Consider the following 19,532-nt stretch of genomic DNA (forward strand, 5'->3'; position numbering starts at 1 on the left):
AATGAAAAAGCAACTGTTAAGCGCACTGATTGGTGCATATCTATTGGCTCCGATGGCGGCTTCAGCGGCGGACTATGTCATTGACCGTGAAGGAGCACATGCCTCTATTACTTTCAAAGTGAGTCACTTAGGTTATAGCTATGTCGTTGGTCGCTTTAATGATTTTAGCGGTGACTTTAGCTATGACGCGGCTAAACCCACTGCGGCTAAAGTGAATGTGAAAGTAAATACGCTTAGTGTGGATTCAAACCACGCCGAGCGTGACAAGCATATTCGTAGCGCCGATTTCCTAAACACGAGTAAGTTTGCGCAAGCGACGTTTACCTCAACCACAGTTGAAGATAAAGGTAATGGCGACTTAGTGATTAACGGCAACTTAACCTTAAATGGTGTCACTAAGCCATTAGCGATCAATGCCCATGCCGTGGGTGAAGGTCAAGATCCTTGGGGTGGCTATCGTGCAGGTTTTACGGGCACAACCACCTTTGCGATGAAAGATTTCGGTATCAAAATGGATTTAGGCCCAGCATCAAGCCATGTTGAGTTAGATCTTGTGGTTGAAGGCGTGCGTAAGTAACGCTCAGTTATTCTTCACGAGATGAATAAACAAAAAGCGCCGAAAGGCGCTTTTTTGTAAGCTTTGTCGTTAAGTTAACGACAAGAATTAATCTTGGTCTTTTTCAGGCACAAAACCTTCAATTTCTACTTCTTTACCTTCAAAGAGGAAAGAGGTCATTTGTTCTTCAAGAAACTTACGATCATCAACATTCATCATGTTGAGTTTCTTTTCGTTAATCAGCATGGTTTGCTTTTTTTGCCATAGGCCCCAAGCTTCTTTGCTGATGTTATCAAAAATGCGCTTACCTAAATCACCTGGATACAGTTGAAAGTCTAGGCCGTCGGCTTCTTTATTTAAATATACGCAATTGACTGTACGCGCCATGATTATTCCTTACTGACTGCGGATTGAACGAGTGATCCCAAATTGGCTAGCACGCGCTCGGTGGCGGCGGCGAGTCCCACTTTGGAAGGATGACTTATGTTATACCAGAGAGACTGGTTTTGTTCCATGACAGCGCCCACGCTCTCTTTATTGCCGTGGGTGTTATCTAAATTAAGCATCATGGGCTGAATATCTAAATGGAAGTGGCTAAACGTGTGCCTAAAGCCAGTTAGCCATTCGAGTGGCTGCGCAGCAAACCCTTGCTCTTCGAGGTGGGTTTCAAGTGCGGCTTGGGTGGCAAACTCAGGGAAACACCAAAGTCCGCCCCAAATTCCCGCTGGCGGACGTTTAGCTAAAAACACTTGATTGTCTTGCATTAGCACTAACATCCACGCCGCTTTGGTTGGTATGGTTTTTTTAGGCTTTTTGCCGGGGAAATCGGTTTGTCTGCCAATCAACTGAGCTTTGCAATCAATCGCCACTGGGCAAGCGGCGCAGTTAGGTTTACTACGAGTGCAAATACTGGCGCCGATATCCATCATGGCTTGATTATATTTCTGAATATCTTGCTGCGGCGTATACGTGTCAGTTAGCTGCCAAAGCTGCGCTTCGACCGTTTTTTGCCCCGGCCAACCTGCTATGGCGCCGTGTCTTGCTAACACGCGTTTGACGTTACCGTCGAGGATCGGGTGATGTTGCCCAAGTGACAGTGACAATACCGCGCCTGCTGTTGAGCGACCAATGCCAGGCAGTGCAAGTACTTGCTCAAAATCCGTTGGAAATAATCCCTGATAATTGTCGCGGATCATCTTGGCTGCTTTATGCAGATTACGCGCTCTAGCGTAATACCCAAGGCCAGTCCAATGATGCAACACCTCATCATCTGGCGCGTTAGCAAGTGCTAACACATTGGGGAAACGCGCCATAAATTTAAGGTAATAGGGAATTACAGTCGCAACCTGAGTTTGTTGCAGCATGATTTCAGAAACCCATACGCTATATGGGGTTTTATCTTGCTGCCAAGGGAGGGTTTTACGACCGTGATTGTCGTACCAAGAGACGATACGTGTAGCGAAGGAGGCTGTAGATTTCATCGGCGCAGTGTAGCGGCAGTTATCTTCTTAGACAAGCTCAAAGACAAGTGGATAAGGGCTAAAAAGCCGAAAATCACAGCTAAATTCGCACTCTCAAATAATCTTGGTATACTTTCGCCCCATTAGTGCTTGCACTGTATGTTGAACTTTGGATAATGCCCTTCTTTTATGATGGTGCTGTCCACTAGACGAGGCAAAAATGAGCGAAGTCACTACCGCTGAATTTAATGAAGAAGGCAAGTATCTGCGTAAGATCAGAAGCTTTGTCCTAAGAGAAGGTCGCTTAACTAAAGGCCAAGCCCAAGCTATTGAAAGCCAGTGGCCAACAATGGGGTTAGATTACAGCCCAACGCCATTGGTTCTGAGCGACGTTTTTGGCCGTGAAGCCGATACTGTGCTGGAAATTGGCTTTGGCATGGGCGCCTCTTTAGTGCAAATGGCTAAAGACGCACCAGAGCAAAATTTTATTGGTATTGAAGTGCATAAACCGGGTGTCGGTTCTTGCTTAAGCGATGCCGCCATCGCGGGTGTGACTAATTTACGTGTGTATCATCATGATGCCATGGAAGTATTAGAACATGCGATTGCCGACGGTTCATTAGCCCGAGTGCAATTGTTTTTCCCCGATCCTTGGCATAAGAAACGTCATCATAAGCGTCGTATCGTACAAGCTGAATTTGCTGAACTGATCCGCCGCAAGCTAAAAATTGGCGGCGTGTTCCATATGGCAACCGATTGGGAAGAATACAGCGAGCATATGTTGGAAGTGATGCAGGCGGCTCCTGGTTATAAAAACCAGTCGAGTGACGGCACTGTGGTGCCACGTCCTGATCATCGCCCACTGACAAAGTTTGAAGCCCGCGGCCATAGATTGGGTCACGGTGTATGGGATCTGATGTTTGAGCGTATCGCTTAATCTAGATATTTCAATTGATTAATTAGTTTTTTAACACAACGGGGAAAGTCACTATGGCAACTAATCGTAGCCGTCGTTTACGTAAGAAAATGCGCGTTGATGAATTCCAAGAGTTAGGTTTTGATATGGCTTGGACTTTTGATGCATCAGTATCTGAAGCCGATATCGATGCAACTGTAGATAAATTCATCGATGAAGTGATTGAAACCCGTAAGTTAGGTTTCCATGGCGGCGGTCACATCGAATGGGAAGGCATCATCGCAACCCAAACGATCGGCAAATGTACCGAAGAAGATATTGCTGCAGTTAAGGCATTCTGGGCGAACCAAAAAGTTTCTCAGGTTGAAGTTAGCGAACTGTACGACATTTGGTGGGGTTAATGCCCGAGTTGGCATTACTTGAGGAAGTGGTCGAGAAAGTTCGACCCTTGCTCGGCCAAGGAAAGGTTGCAGATTACATCCCCGCACTGGCCAGCGTTGATGCTGGCAAATTAGGCATTGCCGTCACAACCGTTGATGGTGAAACCTTAGGTGCGGGCGATTACCTTGAGCCGTTTTCGATTCAAAGTATCTCCAAAGTTTTCAGCTTAACCTTAGCGTTAACTTTATATGAAGAAGCCGAAATTTGGAGCCGAGTTGGCAAAGAACCTTCGGGCCATTCATTCAACTCTTTAGTACAAGTCGAGTTAGAACGTGGCAAGCCGCGCAACCCATTTATCAATGCTGGCGCGTTAGTGATTGCTGACTTATTGCAGAGTCGTTTAGGTGCGCCTAAACACAGAATGCTCGAGTTAGTCAGGCAACTAAGCCAAAACGATAAGGTTAGTTTCGACAAACAAGTGGCCGACTCAGAATATCAGCACAGTGCGCGCAATGCGGCGATTGCTTATTTGATGAAGTCCTTTGGTAATTTTCAAGGCGATGTTGATACTGTGCTGCGCACCTATTTTCATTACTGCGCCTTAAAGATGAATTGTGCTGACTTGTCTAAGGCCATGTTGTACTTGGCTAATCGCGGCAAAAGCATAACGGGGACTGAGCTTATCTCTCAGGTGCAAACTCGGCAGCTTAATGCCCTGTTGGCGACCTCGGGCCTATACGATGGAGCGGGTGAGTTTGCCTATCGTGTTGGTATGCCAGGTAAAAGTGGCGTTGGTGGCGGCATCATTGCTGTTATTCCTGGGGAACTGTCGATTTGTGTTTGGTCGCCAGAACTCGATGGCAATGGCAATTCGCTTGCTGGCACTGCCATGCTTGAGCACTTAAGTCAGCGTCTTGGCCGATCTATTTTCTAGCTTTACCTCTCGTTTTTATTAGCACTATCAGACTAAAAGTTAGCGAATTTCGCTAATGACCTTTTAGTGCTAACTTTCCTAAATTCAACATAATCATATTGTTATAAAGTTGGCACGTCTCCTGCTAATCTCCTACTATAAGCTATTCAGTAGTTTAGGTTTATCGAATTATTCAGATTAAAGGACGAACAACATGAAATTAAATAAGCTATTAACTGGATTCGCATTATCCGGGGTGATTCTAGGGACATCTGGCCTACAGTTGGCGCAAGCGCAAACCGAGCCTAACGTCGATGATCGCTGTGAAGTCTCTTTAAATTATGACGTTATGGTTGAGCCTAAAAAATTAGTCATGAGCGAGAAGGGCACCGAAAAGTATCGCATCGAAGTCGATAAGTTATTTGTTGAAGGCAAACAAGTAAACTTAACCGATAAGCAAAGAAAGTTAGTGACTCAATACGCCGATGAAGTGTCGACGCAAGTGCCTGAAGTGATTGAAGTCGTGAACGAGGCCGTCGCATTAGCGTCCCAAGCGGTGAGCATGGCGTTAACCCCTTTAATGGGCGATGCGGCCGGTGCTAAATTCGATGAAATGATGGCAGGTGTCCAAAAGCGCGTTGATTCAGTGGCCTACCGTCATGGCGATAGCTTCTATCTCGGTGCGACGGAAGACTCAATTCAGAACACCTTTAACGACGAATTCGAGCAGGAAATGGAGCAAATTGTTCAGAACTCAGTGGGCACCATTATGATGACCATAGGTGGCCAAATCATGTCGGGTGACGGTGATAGTTTTGAAGCCAAGATGGATGCCTTCTCCAAAAAAATGGACAACTTAGGCCAAGATATTGAGCAACAAATTGAGAGTCAATCTAAGGGACTGGAAGCTAAAGCTGACCGTTTGTGCGACCGATTTGAAAATCTGTTAGTGCTTGAAAATCAATTACGCCAAGAGGTACCAGAACTCGCGCCTTATGCGTTGACACAAAACTCAACCAAGGAACTGCGTGAATAGTTCTTGTTAATCGTCCTTGCTGATAGTTTTTGTGAATAGCCCTGAGTTTTAACTGCAATAACTTCTATCTCCTTGTGCATGAGTCAAATTTGAATGCTACGCCCCTAGTCAATTTATCGCCTAGGGGCTTTTTTGTTGGCTAATGTTTAATTGAGGCGAAAACTCTTATGGCTAAGTCGATGTGGCTTGTAGGCTTGGCTTGCAGCGATTTAGTTCGGAATGTTACAGTCTAAAGACGAATATTTGGTATACTCTTAAAATATAATTAAAAGCTGGCATATCAGTCAGATATAACACCCTACTTTAGTGGACTTTTTCGGTCTAAATCTCTGCGTTATATCACTTTAATGCGAGATATCAATGCTATGGTTATTTTAAAGCGATGATTACGCTAACCACTGCTACTCACCGAAAGTTAATATCATTGTCGTAAACAGCTTAAGGCGACTTCCATGTTAGAACTGTTAGAACCTATTGCGATTTTTACTCATGTGGCCAGAGCTGGTAGTTTTAGTGCCGCCGCAAGAAGGCTTGGGATCTCTAAGTCTAAGGTCAGTACACAAGTCGCCGATCTTGAGCATAGACTTGGTGTTCAATTAATCCAACGTACCACCCGTAGCTTAAGCCTGACTGAAGCAGGGCATTTGCTGTATCTGCAAGGTGAAGAACTGCTGCGTGACGCTGAACAAGCGATAGCCAGCGTGCATAACTTAAATGATGCGACCCGCGGTGTGCTCAAGGTGGGGATTTCCCAATCCTTTGGGGTGATGCATATCATTCCTGCGCTGCCATCCTTTATGGCAAAACATCCTGAGCTTGAGCTACAAGTGAGCTTACTGGACCATAAAGTAGATGTAGTGAGTGAAGGCTTAGATTTATTGTTAACTATGTCGGAGCAATTACCGCTTGGCATGGTTGCTAGACCTCTGATGAAGTGCCAATTCCTGTTAGTTGCTTCTCCAGGCTATATTGCTCAACATGGCGAACCAACTCGACCTGAGCAGTTAGTTGACCACAATTGTTTGGTCTATCAAGGCGAGTGGCACGAGCATAGCATGTGGCAATTTAAGAAGGGTGATGATTACTGTGAAATTGGCGTATCGGGCAATTTCAGGGTAGATAACGCGCCAGCATTAAAATCTGCTGCAATCAGTGGTCTTGGGGTTGTGTATCTTGCAAGTTATCTGATGGAAGATGAAATTGCCAAGGGAACATTAGTGCCTTTACTGAAGGATTGGCAATTGACCCACCATCTGCCATTGCAGGCGGTTTATCCCCGTCGTAAGCACTTAGCACCTAAGGTCAGTTCTTTTATCGAGTTCATCAAAGATCACATAGGAACGCCGCCGTATTGGGATGCGCCCTATGTCGAATTATTCAGTAAACGTCAGTAAAATAGGAAACATTGTTCTCAAAACCAATTCTATGTGATTTCAAATTAATCAAGCACTTTTATTGGCATTTAAAATCAATGCTTTAGGTTGAGTTGGTGAGTACATTTGCTGATGATTTTTTAGGGTGTTCTAAAGCACTTTTTTATAACATCCTTGAACTCTGTTCTTAATTGAATACAATGGTAACAGTTGATTCGGAATGACCTGAGTCCTATACGTTTATTGGAAATGACCCCTTTCAATTTTTGTGTACAGGTCGGCATTAATGCAGTTTTGGATCACAGCCAACAGAAGTTTGAGAACTAAAACAATGTTGGCTCTTTAAACCATCATCCTAGTTTTTGGTTTACCTCAGCCTTATCGCTGAGGTAATTTTTTATTGATGGTTTGTGCAGCCTTGGGCAAGCGTTTTGTCTCCCTGTACCCTAAAGTCGCAACTGTGTGTTAAGTGATGTGAAGGCGAGTGCTAAAGCATAAATTAATACAACAAATATAGTGACCCACAGTGAGAAGGGTTCTGTTATCTAACGGGATAATGGTACCAATAAAAAAGCCACTTTCGAGTGGCTTTTTTATTGGGCGTAGCTTAAGACTTTCATCGATGTCGCTTTAGTCGTGAAGCAGGTTAACAATGCTTCACGGCTAGGCATTAAGGCATTAAAACATCAGGGTATTAGGCCTTCTTCTTGCTGGCTATCCAGAGATCGACTTGTTGCTCTAACACATCCAGCGGTAATGCGCCGTTAGCAAGTACTAGCGTATGGAAGTCGCGGATATCAAATTGACTGCCAAGCTGTTGTTCTGCTTTATGTCTGAGTTCCAGCAGCTTAATCATGCCCACTTTATAGGCTGTCGCTTGCGATGGCATAACGATATGGCGTTCAACCATTTTCACCGCATCCGATTTAGCATTGGGCGTATTATCCACGTAATAGGCAATGCCTTGCTCGCGGGTCCACTTTTTAGCGTGGATACCAGTATCAACGACTAAGCGACATGCACGCCATAGCTCCATTGCTAGACGACCAAAGTCAGAATAGGGATCGGCGTAGAGTCCCATTTCTTTCGGGAAAGATTCGCTATATAAACCCCAGCCCTCGATATACGCGGTATAGCCACCAAACTTGCGGAACTTAGGAATATTTTGCAGCTCTTGGGAAATGGCTATCTGCATATGATGACCCGGAATACCTTCGTGGTAAGCCAGTGCCTCCATTTGGTATTTCGGCATGGCTTTCATGTCATACAGATTCGCGTAATAACTGCCGGGTCGAGAACCATCCGGGGCTGGTTGTTCATAGAAGGCTTTACCCGCAGATTTTTCCCTAAAGGCTTCAACCTGTTTGACTATCATGGCGGCCTTAGGTTTTACTTTGAACACTTCATCCAAGCGCGATTTCATGTTGTCGATGAGCTTAGTCGCCTCTGCTAAATAAGCGGCTTTACCTTCGGCGGTATTGGGGTAGTAGAACTGGGGATCGTCACGCATAAAGCTAAAGAATTGCTGTAAATCGCCTTTAAAATTGACCTTCTTCATGATGGCGCGCATTTCGTTGTGGATACGTTCCACTTCAGAAAGCCCTAAGTCATGGATTTGATCGGCGCTCATGTTTGTCGTAGTAGTACGAGCTAAGGCATTGTTGTAGAAGGCTGCGCCATTAGGGAGTTTCCACGCTCCATCACGGTCGTCAGCTTTGGCCGCTAACGTTTTTATATAATCGATGAGCTTGTTGTAGGCGGGCTCGACTTGAGTCACTAGTGCTTGCTCAGCTTGCTTTATTAACGCTTGCTTCTCTGTTTCTTGAATCGCTAATGCGTTCACTTTACGGCGAAAATCTGCGAGTAACGCGCTGTCGTCGCCCTTATCAAAAGGCGCACCTTTGATGATGTTTTGGCTGTCTGAAATCACATAGGCGAATACAAACTTAGGCGCGATAATGCCTTTGTCTGCGCGGACTTCTAATACTGTCTGTAATTGACTTAAACGTTTTGGCACGCCATTTAAGCGGCTGATATAGGCCTTAGCATCGCTAACATCTGTGATTTGATGTTGGTTAATTAAGAAGGAGGCTATCATAGAGTGGCCGCCATACATCTGATTCACAGGGTAATTATGATAGCGCCATTGGTCATCTTCGATGTCATTTTGCAGATTTTGTTTGAGTAAGGTGAGGCTGAGGTTTGTTTGTGGATCGAGTTTTGCCGCATCAATAAGATTGACCTGTGCCAGTTGTTTTTTTGTGCGCGCTAGGGCTTTATCATCGGCGGTATCACCCAGTTCATCCCATTTATCATAGTCTTGCTTGATCCCCATATAAGTCTGCGAAATGGGGCTCGCCATGATGTTTTCCATGAAGATGGTTTCGAACAACGCATTGGCTTTGTCTGATTCGGTTTGCACCACTGCATTCATAGGTTCACTTGCACTGTGTAAGGCTGGCGAGCTTGATGCTGCATATGCGGGAATGGTCAGCAGGGCTGAAAGGGTTAGTGCGACTAAGCTGATTTTAGTTTTTATTGGCATGATCAGGCTTCCTAGATTGAGTTGCATCAATTCTAAAGAAGCGGAACAAGAATGTATGGATATTAGTGTTAGAAAATGTGTTAGCAGTAATAGTATTAAACTGCACTATTTAAAGCTAACACATTATTTATAGAGATATTTTAACGGCTAGCTCAGCAAAATTGTGTCAGTAAATCATTAACAAACATGTGACCTTTACTGGTTAATTGCCAATGTTCAGCGGATTCTGTCAGTAAACCGCGCTGTTTGGCTTTTTCCATTCCTTCGGACAATGTGTCTCTGTGTTGTCCTGTGCGCAGTTCAAATTCTTGCTTAGGAATAGGTGTCATCAGGCGCAGGCGATTCATTAAATATTCAAGTGCGCGATCTTCCTCTGCAACTTCAATCGATTCGAAGGTGTAGTTGTGGGCACTTAGATATCCCTTGGGATGTTTAATTTTTACCGTGCGTATGATGCGGTTTTCTTCCGGCAAGGTCACCTTACCGTGGGCGCCACAGCCTATGCCTAGATAATCACCAAACTGCCAGTAGTTGAGATTGTGCCTACATTGGTAACCAGGTTTTGCGTAGGCAGATATTTCGTATTGCTCATACCCTAATGCGGCCAGCTTTTGTTGACCTTGCTCATAGATATGCCAGAGCGCTTCGTCATCGGGCAGCTGCGGCGGTTTTGAGTGGAATAGGGTGTTGGGCTCAATTGTTAACTGATACCAAGACAGGTGGGGCGGATTGAGCGCCGCTGCCGTGTCGATATCAGACATGGCTTCAGCAAAACTTTGGTTCGGTAATCCATGCATTAAATCAAGGTTGAAACTTAAGTATCCCGCTTGACTGGCTTTTTGGGCGGCGACTTGCGCCTCGTTTTGATCGTGAATACGTCCAAGTAAGTTGAGCTTATCCTTAGAAAAACTCTGCACACCGATAGATAAACGGGTAACACCTGCTGCACGATAGGCACTAAAGTCATCGTGTTCCAAGGTGCCAGGGTTGGCTTCCATGGTGATTTCGATATTGTCACTAAAGGGGATTAGCGCATTAGCACCATCGAGTATGCGTTTGATTTGCAAAGCATCGAATAAGGATGGTGTGCCACCACCGATAAAGATGGTATGGATCTGCCGCCCTTGGACCAGATGTAAATCTTGGCGTAAGTCTTCTAATAGCGCATCAACATAAGCCTCCTGTGGCAGCTCACCATTTTGACCATGGGAGTTAAAGTCGCAGTAAGGACACTTTTGTACGCACCAAGGAATATGGATATACAGACTGAGTGGCGGCAGTTCGAGCTTCATCGCAGTAGTCACGGCAGTTGACGACATTATTGTGCATTCCCGCCAGTTAACACGCCTTGGGCTTGCATGGCGGCGATGAGTTGCACTAGGGCTTTACCACGATGGCTTAAGGCATTTTTCTCGTTGCTGCTCAGCTGTGCCGCGCTACATTGATAATTTTCAGGGATAAAAATCGGATCGTAACCATGGCCATTGTCGCCACTTTGGTTAAAGTCGATTTGGCCTTCCCATGCGGCTTGGCAAATAATTGGGGTAGGATCTTTAGCGTGGCGCATATATACCAGCACACATTGGAATCTTGCACTGCGAGGTGCTGGCTGATCTTTTAATGTCTCAAGTAGTTTCAATACGTTGTCTTGATCTTTGGCATTTTCGCCCGCGTAACGCGCTGAATAAATGCCGGGAGCGCCTTGGAGTAAATCCACTTCTAAACCCGAATCATCGGCAATGGCGGCAAGTCCAGTGATTTCTGCGGCGTGTCTGGCTTTGATAATGGCATTTTCGACAAAAGTAGTGCCCGTTTCGGCCACTTCGCTGACATTAAATTGGCTCTGTGGCAGTACAGTGACACCGTAGCTGGCGAGCATTTGATCGAATTCGGCGAGTTTGCCTTTGTTGCCACTGGCGAGGACGATTTGTTGCATGGAACACCTATATCATTGGGGCGACTTATACTGCGGCAATGATACCCAAGCTGAGGGCTAAAGGACAGGAAAAGGGCGGGACGGTACTGACTTGTACCGTCCCAAGTGGGCTTATGTCTTGCGGTAATCTCAGCTTGGCTTATTCGACGTAGAATTTTTGCTTGAACTGCAAGTTGGTATTTAATTGATTACCATGCTTGATCGCGATATTGAAGTTGATCTCCTGATCATCGCGGTAAGGAACTTCGGCAATATAATAAATCGCATCACCTTCGCGGATCTTTTTGAAGGTTAAGTTGATTCGAGCATCTAATAAGTTATTGGCGACACCAGTAATTTCAACGGGTACTGCGGGCTTATTCGCTTCGCTAATATCTAATACGGCAATATTGATAATGCCTGTATAGCTACTGCGTTGAATGCCATAGGATTTAGCTATGCTAGGCGTTAAAAATGTACTGCCAAGTGCCATGTAGTGAATGTCAAAATTGCCGACAGTTTCTTTTTGCTCTGCGTTTGCAACACCGCAAAGGCTAGCGGTGAGGGCTAATACAGCCAGAATATTACGGAACATGATGGGATACCTCATATTAGGGAATGTTTGAGTATAGGTCGCTGTGACTATTGTTTATCTGTTTATCGATAAATTAACCACATTCAACGAAATTTGTTGGTTTTCGGCCTTTCAACAGCATTAGCTCAGTTAGTTTGTCCCATCAGCTCAGTAATGACGCTTGGGATGATCTTTGGGTCAATCACGCGGATTTGTTTATGCCTGCCAAGTTCACCTTTCATTATATGAATGTCGCTCTTTGGCACTTTAAAAGTCTTTGCTAAATACTTGCTTAAATGGGCATTGGCCTTACCGTCGATAGGCGGCGCAGTGATGGCGACTTTTAGCTCATCACCGTGCAGTCCTACAATTTGATCACGGCTGGCCTTAGGCTGAATGTAGAGATTAAGCAGCAAGTCACCTTGCTGCAAAGTCACTGCACTCATTAGATCACAGCCCAATAAGGAACATATTGAGCAAGTAACATATTGAGGAAATTCATACCTATAATCACTAACATCACAGATAAATCTAAGCCTCCAATTGGCGGTATGATACGGCGGATTGGGGCTAATACAGGTTCAGTTAACTGACCCATGATCATCACAATTGGGTTATAACCTTGGTTAAACCAACTTAATATTGCGCGTATCAACAGCATCCAAAACAGTAAGACCCCCGCTTTCTTGACCACAGACACAACGGCAAACATTAAAAACAGCATTATGTCTATGCCGCCGCCTGCAATCAGGCTTATCAGTAGTACTTTGACCATCACGACCAGCAATGCGAGGACGAATGATGCGGTATCAAACCGTCCTAAGGAAGGCAGAATACGGCGCATTGGTGCGATGAGCGGGTGAGTCGCTTTGACAATAAACTGACTGAAAGGATTATAAAAATCAGCCCTTGCCAGCTGTAGCCAAATCCGCAAAATCACCACCATCAAATACAAGTCGAATAGTGTGGTGATTAAAAAGGTAAATGCATTCATCGAGATTTCTACCTATTAAATAAAGTCTGAAATAAAAAACGCGTTAGTGAAAATTAAAATGTCTTAGCCATTTCTTCTGCACGTTTAATGCAGTTTTCCATGGCTTGTTTTACTAAACCACGCATATCCGCCGCTTCAAATGTCGCCAGCGCCTGTGCTGTGGTACCGCCCTTTGAGGTGACATTTTCCCTTAGATTACCTAAGGTCAGTTGTGGATTTTGCTTTGCCATCATAGCAGCGCCGAGCGCTGCTTGCTGAACTAAACTTCTGGCCTTATCTTCATCCATTCCCATTTCTTTGCCAGCATCTATCATAGACTCCATCAACAAAAAGAAATAAGCCGGTGAGCTGCCCGATAGTGCAATCACTTGATCTAATTCTGATTCTTCATTAACCCACACAATTTCGCCGCCGCTAGACATCAAACGATCGCAAATGGCTTTCTGCTCGGCAGTAATAGCCTGAGATGCATAGAGGCCTGTCATGCCCACACTAATCTGCATCGGTGTATTGGGCATAGCGCGGATAAGTTTAATATCCTGCGCCAGATAATCGGTATAACGCTTTGCTTTAATGCCTGCAGCGATAGTGATGACTAACTTTTTTGACATATCGACCATTTGTAATGCTTCACACACTTGCTGCATCAATTGCGGTTTTACCGACAGTACTATGACATCGGCAGCTTGCGCTGCGGCTAAATTGTCTTGAGAAACCAAAATGCCTAAATCGGCTTTTAGTGCATCGAGTTTGCCTTGGCTAGGATTGGTCGCTTGGATGAGTTGAGCAGGATAGCCGCTATGAACTAGGCCACTGATAATGCTGCGCGTCATGTTGCCGGCACCGATAAAGCAGATTTTCTGTTGATCCATTTGATTCTCTTCAGTGTGTTAACCGTTATTTGTAACAGATTCACCTTAAATTAAGATGATAAAACGGTTAGTCATTTGAATATCAGAGCCTGATTAGTCGACTCTCGCTAATTGATCTTAAATATTGCGCTCTTTAATACAGTATTTGGGCATAAAGCCTTAAAAACAAGGTCAAGTTCGCACACTGACCTCGAACTTCATGCCTCGAGTGAGTTTACGCCGCGTAATTGCGCTCACCAAAAATGGCACTGCCAATACGCACCATAGTTGAACCGCAGCTAATGGCTGTATCTAGATCATTACTCATCCCCATGGAAAGCGTGTCTACACTGGGATAATGTGATTTAAGCTCTTGAAATAGATTGTTTAACTGAGAAAATTCTTTAAGCTGTAACTCAGTATCTGCGGTAGCCGTTGGGATCGCCATTAGGCCTCTCAGTGCAAGATTAGGTAACTGAGCTATAAGCTCGGCCAGTGGCAGCATTTGCGCCGCATCTATGCCAGATTTTGTGTCTTCAGCACTGATATTAATTTGAATGCAGACGTTCAATGGCGCTAATTCAGCTGGACGTTGGTCATTGAGACGTTGGGCTATTTTGTCGCGCGAGACAGTGTGCATCCAATCGAAATGCTGGGCGACTATGCTGGTTTTGTTGGATTGAAGTGGCCCGATAAAGTGCCATTCAATGTCCGGAAAATCCCCTTTAAGCGCGGTAATTTTCTCTGCGCCTTCTTGGACATAGTTTTCGCCAAAGCAACGCTGACCCGCTTGATAGGCTGCTATAATGTCTTCAATAGGTTTGGTCTTGCTGACGGCAAGTAAGCGAATACTGCTAGGTTGGCGTGCACATTTTTGCGCCGCTTGTGCGATCCTGCGCTGGGCGATTGCGAGTCTGTCTGCTATTGTTGTCATGATGTAATTATCTAGTTGCAAGGATATCCCAAACGATGGAAATCACTGAGTTATTGGCATTTAGTGTAAAACACAAAGCCTCGGATCTACACCTTTCTGCAGGGATATCTCCCATGATCCGTGTCGACGGTGAAGTGAGAAAAATTAACCTGCCCGCGCTCGATCACCAAGGCGTACACAGCCTAGTGTACGACATAATGAATGATAAGCAGCGCAAGGACTACGAAGAACATCTAGAAATCGATTTCTCGTTCGAAGTCCCTAATCTTGCCCGCTTTCGTGTTAACGCATTCAATCAATCCCGTGGTGCTGCGGCCGTATTTCGTACCATTCCTAGCGACATCTTGTCACTTGAGCAATTAGGTGCACCGGAGATTTTTAAAAAAATCGCCAGTTTCCCTCGGGGATTAGTGCTAGTGACTGGGCCAACGGGTTCGGGTAAGAGTACCACACTTGCCGCTATGGTGGATTACGTTAACGAAAATCGACATGATCACATCTTAACCATTGAAGATCCTATCGAATTCGTACACCAAAATAAGCAATGTTTGATTAACCAGCGAGAAGTTCACCGCCATACCCACAGCTTTAATGCGGCGCTTAGAAGTGCACTACGTGAAGATCCGGATGTGATTTTAGTCGGTGAGATGCGTGACCTTGAAACTATTCGTTTGGCTATGACTGCCGCTGAAACAGGCCACTTAGTGTTTGGTACCTTGCATACCACCTCAGCCGCGAAAACCATTGACCGTGTGGTCGACGTGTTCCCCGCCGGTGAAAAAGACATGGTGCGCACTATGTTGTCGGAATCGCTGCAAGCGGTTATTTCACAAACCCTGATTAAAAAAGTCGGCGGAGGCCGTGTTGCCGCCCATGAAATCATGATGGGCACGCCCGCTATTCGTAACCTTATTCGTGAAGACAAAGTGGCGCAGATGTATTCGGCGATTCAAACCGGGATGGCCCACGGAATGCAGACCTTAGAGCAATGTTTACAGAACTTAGTCAATCGCGGTCTTATTACCCGTGAAGATGCAATGGCGAAGAGTTCGAATAAACAAGCGACATTTTAAGGATTTATGATGGATGTTCTTCCGTTTTTAAAAGTGATCGTTGAGCGCAAAGCCTCCGACTTATTTATCACTGCTGGTTTTCCACCGAGTGCCAAGATTGACGGTGAATTGCGTCCTTTGGCTGAAAGTGCTTTTACTCCAGCCCAATCACTGGATTTTGTTGAATCCTTAATGACCGAAGCGCAGAAACAAGAGTTTCATTCGAGTCGTGAGTGTAACTTTGCTTTTGCGGCAAAGGATTTAGGTCGTTTTCGGGTGAGCGCCTTCTGGCAACGCGAATCGCCTGGCTGCGTGATGCGCCGTATTGAAACTAAAATCCCAGATGTCGATGATTTAAAACTGCCGCCTATTTTAAAAGATCTGGTGATGAGCAAACGGGGTCTTATCATTATGGTGGGCGGAACGGGGACGGGTAAGTCAACGTCCTTAGCGGCCTTGGTAGGCTATCGCAATGCCCATGCCCGTGGTCATATTTTAACTATCGAAGATCCCGTCGAATTTGTTCACGACCACAGAAAAAGTATTATCACCCAACGTGAAGTCGGCATAGATACAGAGTCTTTTGATGCGGCGCTAAAAAGCTCCCTTCGCCAAGCCCCCGATGTGATCTTGATTGGTGAAATTCGCACCCAAGAAACGATGGAGTTCGCGTTGTCATTTGCGGAAACGGGTCACCTTTGTATGGCAACCTTGCATGCCAACAATGCCAACCAAGCATTAGACCGGATTATGCATCTCGTGCCTGAGAGTAAACATCAACAATTGTTGTTCGATTTGTCATTGAATTTGCGCGGTATTGTGGCTCAGCAATTGATCCCAAAAGTCGATGGCACAGGGCGCCGCGCCGCGATTGAAGTCTTGATTAACACCCCAAGGGTGGCAAGTTTAATTGCGAAAAACGAGCTGCACTTGCTCAAAGAAACCATGGCCAAATCCAACGAGCAGGGCATGCAGACGTTCGATCAGGCCTTGCTGAAACTTTATGTCGATGGCGAGATAAGTTACGCCGATGCGCTGCACCATGCTGATTCACCAAACGATTTACGTTTGATGATTAAATTGCAGAATAAAGAATCCACGGGCTCAGGTTTTATGGAAGGTGTCACCTTAGACATGGACTAACGCGAGAGTTAGGTTCTGGATTCAGCAGCTCTTTATGAGCTGCTTTTTATTGGTGTTATTAGATTTTCGTTCAGCTCAATCGGTTTTACTTCATCGCTATGTGGTGGTTAACCATAGCTTTTATTTTTTAATTCAATATGATCTTTACCTAGTACGTTTACGTAATGTACCGGTAAAGGAGAAAGCAATGAAAAAATTACCTATGATATTCGCTATGACAGCGAGCTTGATGAGTGCTGGTGCTATGGCGACCACTTGTCCCGAATACCTGAACCTTGAAGTACGAAAATTACATTCTGAAGAAACAGTTAATCTGTGTGAATTGACTCAGGGAAAACCCGTGTTGATTGTTAACACTGCCAGTAACTGTGGCTACACCCCGCAGTTTAAAGCGCTCGAAGCATTGCATGAAAATTATAAAGACAAAGGCTTAGTGGTCATTGGTTTCCCATCGGATGATTTTTTCCAAGAAGAAAATGATGAGAAAGATACGGCTAAGGTGTGTTACATCAATTACGGTGTCACCTTTACTATGCTGTCGACATCGCCAGTACGTGGCAGTGACGCCAATAGCGTATTTAAATACTTAGCCGAAAAAACCGGTGCGCCTAAATGGAATTTTTATAAGTATGTCGTTAGCGGCGATGGCGCGGTTGTGCAACAGTTCAATTCTAAAGTGAAGCCTGATAGCGAAGAGCTTAAGCAAGCAATAGAATCTGTACTTTAATCTTATAAGTATTTATTAATTAAGAGGCTGTTTTGGCTAAATTTTCAGGCTTAACCAAAGAAGTTGGACACGGACAGCGCGGCAAAGTGGGCGTGCTGTTGTTGAATTTAGGCACGCCAGATGCACCCACTGCATCGGCTGTTAGGCGTTATCTTGCTGAGTTCTTAGCAGATCCCCGCGTAGTCGAAATTCCTAAATTAGTGTGGATGATGATTTTACACGGGATCATTTTGCGGGTACGCCCAGCAAAATCGGCGGCGTTATACCAGAAGGTGTGGACAGCGGCGGGATCACCGTTAATGGACATTAGTTTGCGTCAAACGGTGAAGTTAGCGGATAAACTAAACGCCGATAACTATGATGTATCTGTCCATTTAGCCATGCGTTATGGCAGTCCATCGGTTGCCAGTACCTTGCAAACTATGCATCAAAATGGCATTGATAAAATCGTGGTGTTACCCCTGTATCCCCAATATGCTGCGCCCACTACGGGTTCTGCTTTTGATGCAATTGCGGCTGAGCTGTCCAAGTGGCGCTATATTCCATCGTTGCATTTTATTAATACTTATCATGATAATACTGACTTTATTAATGCTCTGGCAAATTCGATAAAGGCAGATTTTGAGTCCCATGGTAAACCACAAAAATTGGTGTTGTCCTACCATGGTATGCCTGAGCGTAATTTGCATTTAGGCGATCCGTATTACTGCTTCTGCATGAAAACGACTCGACTGGTTACCGAAAAGCTTGGGTTAGGTAAAGATGAGTTTGTGATGACATTCCAATCGCGTTTTGGTAAAGCTAAATGGCTACAACCTTATACCGATGCGACTTTAAAAGCGTTGCCGCAACAAGGTGTACGTGATATCGCTATCGTTTGTCCGGCTTTTAGCGCCGATTGTTTAGAAACGCTGGAAGAAATTGTTGGTGAGAATGGTCATTTGTTTGCCGAGGCGGGTGGTGAGAAGTTCCGCTACATTGCAGCATTAAATGATGATGATGCGCATATAACTATGATGGCCAACTTAGTGAAGCCACATTTTTGATCTGGTAATTTATCGGGTTAACCATCAAACTAAAAGGATAAGGCAACTTATCCTTTTCTTTTTATTGTAGTTTTATTTATGTGGCATTACTTGCTGAAGTTATTTTCGAAGTAGCTTTCAATTATTAGGACGGCTGACACTGCATCGACTTGGCCTTTTGTGAGTGCCTTGAATCCGCCTAACTCGAACAACCTCGCCTTAGCATCGGTAGTGGTTAATCGCTCATCTTGAGTGGCTATTTTGACTTTGAACTTAGCATTGATACGGTTCGCAAATTTACGCGCCCTGTGGGTCATATCTTGCTCAGTGCCATCCATGTTTAAGGGCAGGCCTACGACCACTAAGTCTGGTTGCCATTCTTTGATTAAGTCGCCTATTTGATCCCAGTTGGGTATCCCATCGACGGCTTTAATTGACAACAATGGCGTGGCGCTGGCGGTGATTTCTTGGCCTATAGCCACACCAATACTTTTAGTGCCAAAATCAAAGCCTAATACGGTTTTCGAATTCATAGTGTGCTGACTTATATTAATAAATAGGCTTAAGCGTGACCCGCTTGAGCTGAGACTTGCCAAGCATCAAATCCAAGAGCTCGGCTGGCCTGTGGCCAACGGTCTTCGTGTTTAATGTCAAACAAGAGTGCATTCGTTGCTGGAATCGTTAGCCAAGAATTATCGGCAAGCTCTTGTTCGAGCTGATCTTTGCTCCATCCCGCATATCCTAAGGCGACGAGAAACTTCTCTGGCGATCTGTTGCTTCCAATAGCGGTTAACACATCGCGGGAGGTGGTCAGCATTAAACCACAACCCAGATCTGTGCTGTTGGCCCAATAGGGCTGAGAGGTATGCAGTACGAAGCCGCGATCTTGGGAAACGGGTCCGCCCATCATTACATTGGCATTGAACGCTAAATCGGTGGAGACTTGCTCAGCTGGCAAATTCATTTGTTCTAATAGCGAATTCACTTCGATACCGAGCGGTTTATTGATCACCAGTCCCATGGCACCTTTGGCATCATGTTCACAAATATAGATGACTGAGCGTTCAAAAAACGTATCGTGCAGTGAAGGCATGGCAATTAAGAAATGGTTCTGCAAACTCTCCATTAAACTACTCC

The 19,532-nt window shown here is 45.0% G+C and carries 22 protein-coding genes; 10 read left to right on the forward strand and 12 right to left on the reverse strand.

Translation table 11 applies throughout. The features are described 5' to 3' along the window. Position 1: 1 nt before the first annotated feature. A complete protein-coding gene (locus AYJ58_RS09575) occupies positions 2–577 on the forward strand; it encodes a YceI family protein (RefSeq protein ID WP_106649922.1) in 576 nt (191 codons plus the stop codon). 87 nt (positions 578–664) lie between these two features. On the opposite strand, the gene AYJ58_RS09580 is transcribed toward AYJ58_RS09575, so the two are convergent. Then, a complete protein-coding gene (locus tag AYJ58_RS09580) occupies positions 665–943 on the reverse strand; it encodes an oxidative damage protection protein (RefSeq protein WP_006082532.1) in 279 nt (92 codons plus the stop codon). Between the two features lie 2 nt (positions 944–945). Further along, positions 946–2,037 (reverse strand): A/G-specific adenine glycosylase, encoded by a 1,092-nt coding sequence (gene mutY, locus AYJ58_RS09585; RefSeq protein ID WP_106649923.1) that lies wholly within the window; start codon positions 2,035–2,037, stop codon positions 946–948. A 199-nt stretch (positions 2,038–2,236) separates the two neighbouring features. Between mutY and trmB the strand changes: the two genes are divergently transcribed. The 5 genes from trmB (at position 2,237) to AYJ58_RS09610 (ending at position 6,656) form a co-directional block, all read left to right on the forward strand. Beyond that, positions 2,237–2,953 (forward strand): tRNA (guanosine(46)-N7)-methyltransferase TrmB, encoded by a 717-nt coding sequence (gene trmB, locus AYJ58_RS09590; protein WP_012587161.1) that lies wholly within the window; start codon positions 2,237–2,239, stop codon positions 2,951–2,953. A gap of 53 nt (positions 2,954–3,006) precedes the next feature. Then, positions 3,007–3,333 carry a YggL family protein gene (locus AYJ58_RS09595; RefSeq protein WP_006082529.1) on the forward strand — a complete coding sequence of 109 codons (327 nt, stop codon included), beginning with the start codon at positions 3,007–3,009 and terminating at the stop codon, positions 3,331–3,333. Continuing rightward, positions 3,333–4,247, forward strand: coding sequence for a glutaminase B (gene glsB / locus AYJ58_RS09600; RefSeq protein WP_006085711.1), 915 nt, complete (start codon positions 3,333–3,335; stop codon positions 4,245–4,247). The genes AYJ58_RS09595 and glsB overlap by 1 nt, the downstream gene beginning before the upstream one ends. Before the next feature lie 193 nt (positions 4,248–4,440). After that, positions 4,441–5,262, forward strand: a complete 822-nt coding sequence (locus tag AYJ58_RS09605; protein WP_012587163.1) for a YggN family protein — start codon at positions 4,441–4,443, stop codon at positions 5,260–5,262. 452 nt (positions 5,263–5,714) lie between these two features. Next, complete coding sequence (locus tag AYJ58_RS09610; RefSeq protein ID WP_006082526.1) at positions 5,715–6,656, forward strand: LysR family transcriptional regulator; 942 nt, start codon at positions 5,715–5,717, stop codon at positions 6,654–6,656. Positions 6,657–7,329: 673 nt separating this feature from the next. Here AYJ58_RS09610 and AYJ58_RS09615 read toward each other — a convergent pair. The 8 genes from AYJ58_RS09615 to AYJ58_RS09650 form a co-directional block, all read right to left on the reverse strand. Further along, a complete protein-coding gene (locus AYJ58_RS09615; RefSeq protein ID WP_106649924.1) occupies positions 7,330–9,180 on the reverse strand; it encodes a DUF885 domain-containing protein in 1,851 nt (616 codons plus the stop codon). A gap of 152 nt (positions 9,181–9,332) precedes the next feature. Continuing rightward, entirely contained in the window at positions 9,333–10,499 is a 1,167-nt protein-coding gene (gene hemW / locus AYJ58_RS09620; RefSeq protein WP_106649925.1) for a radical SAM family heme chaperone HemW, read from the reverse strand. After that, entirely contained in the window at positions 10,499–11,116 is a 618-nt protein-coding gene (gene rdgB / locus AYJ58_RS09625; protein WP_106649926.1) for an RdgB/HAM1 family non-canonical purine NTP pyrophosphatase, read from the reverse strand. Before rdgB ends, hemW begins: the two co-directional genes overlap by 1 nt. Before the next feature lie 139 nt (positions 11,117–11,255). Continuing rightward, positions 11,256–11,690 carry a DUF4426 domain-containing protein gene (locus AYJ58_RS09630; protein ID WP_106649927.1) on the reverse strand — a complete coding sequence of 145 codons (435 nt, stop codon included), beginning with the start codon at positions 11,688–11,690 and terminating at the stop codon, positions 11,256–11,258. A gap of 125 nt (positions 11,691–11,815) precedes the next feature. Then, positions 11,816–12,115, reverse strand: a complete 300-nt coding sequence (gene yggU / locus AYJ58_RS09635) for a DUF167 family protein YggU (protein WP_106649928.1) — start codon at positions 12,113–12,115, stop codon at positions 11,816–11,818. Next, complete coding sequence (locus AYJ58_RS09640; protein ID WP_106649929.1) at positions 12,115–12,663, reverse strand: YggT family protein; 549 nt, start codon at positions 12,661–12,663, stop codon at positions 12,115–12,117. Before AYJ58_RS09640 ends, yggU begins: the two co-directional genes overlap by 1 nt. A gap of 53 nt (positions 12,664–12,716) precedes the next feature. Next, positions 12,717–13,535 (reverse strand): pyrroline-5-carboxylate reductase, encoded by an 819-nt coding sequence (gene proC / locus AYJ58_RS09645; RefSeq protein ID WP_106649930.1) that lies wholly within the window; start codon positions 13,533–13,535, stop codon positions 12,717–12,719. A 214-nt stretch (positions 13,536–13,749) separates the two neighbouring features. Next, entirely contained in the window at positions 13,750–14,448 is a 699-nt protein-coding gene (locus AYJ58_RS09650) for a YggS family pyridoxal phosphate-dependent enzyme (RefSeq protein ID WP_106651795.1), read from the reverse strand. Between the two features lie 35 nt (positions 14,449–14,483). Between AYJ58_RS09650 and AYJ58_RS09655 the strand changes: the two genes are divergently transcribed. From AYJ58_RS09655 to hemH, 4 genes are all read left to right on the forward strand, one after another. Further along, positions 14,484–15,521 (forward strand): type IV pilus twitching motility protein PilT, encoded by a 1,038-nt coding sequence (locus AYJ58_RS09655; RefSeq protein ID WP_006082517.1) that lies wholly within the window; start codon positions 14,484–14,486, stop codon positions 15,519–15,521. Positions 15,522–15,530: 9 nt separating this feature from the next. Further along, entirely contained in the window at positions 15,531–16,643 is a 1,113-nt protein-coding gene (locus AYJ58_RS09660; RefSeq protein WP_106649931.1) for a PilT/PilU family type 4a pilus ATPase, read from the forward strand. 187 nt (positions 16,644–16,830) lie between these two features. Then, a complete protein-coding gene (locus AYJ58_RS09665) occupies positions 16,831–17,370 on the forward strand; it encodes a glutathione peroxidase (protein ID WP_106649932.1) in 540 nt (179 codons plus the stop codon). Positions 17,371–17,402: 32 nt separating this feature from the next. Continuing rightward, positions 17,403–18,416 carry a ferrochelatase gene (gene hemH, locus AYJ58_RS09670; protein WP_106649933.1) on the forward strand — a complete coding sequence of 338 codons (1,014 nt, stop codon included), beginning with the start codon at positions 17,403–17,405 and terminating at the stop codon, positions 18,414–18,416. Positions 18,417–18,502: 86 nt separating this feature from the next. Here the strand turns inward: hemH and ruvX are convergent, their stop codons facing one another. Next, positions 18,503–18,928, reverse strand: coding sequence for a Holliday junction resolvase RuvX (ruvX, locus tag AYJ58_RS09675; protein WP_006082513.1), 426 nt, complete (start codon positions 18,926–18,928; stop codon positions 18,503–18,505). Between the two features lie 29 nt (positions 18,929–18,957). Beyond that, the gene (locus AYJ58_RS09680; RefSeq protein WP_106649934.1) at positions 18,958–19,521 is read right to left on the reverse strand and encodes a YqgE/AlgH family protein; all 564 of its coding nucleotides are present in this window, start codon (positions 19,519–19,521) and stop codon (positions 18,958–18,960) included. Positions 19,522–19,532 lie beyond the last annotated feature (11 nt).

Source organism: Shewanella sp. Pdp11, from assembly GCF_002838165.1.
GTDB lineage: Bacteria > Pseudomonadota > Gammaproteobacteria > Enterobacterales > Shewanellaceae > Shewanella > Shewanella hafniensis.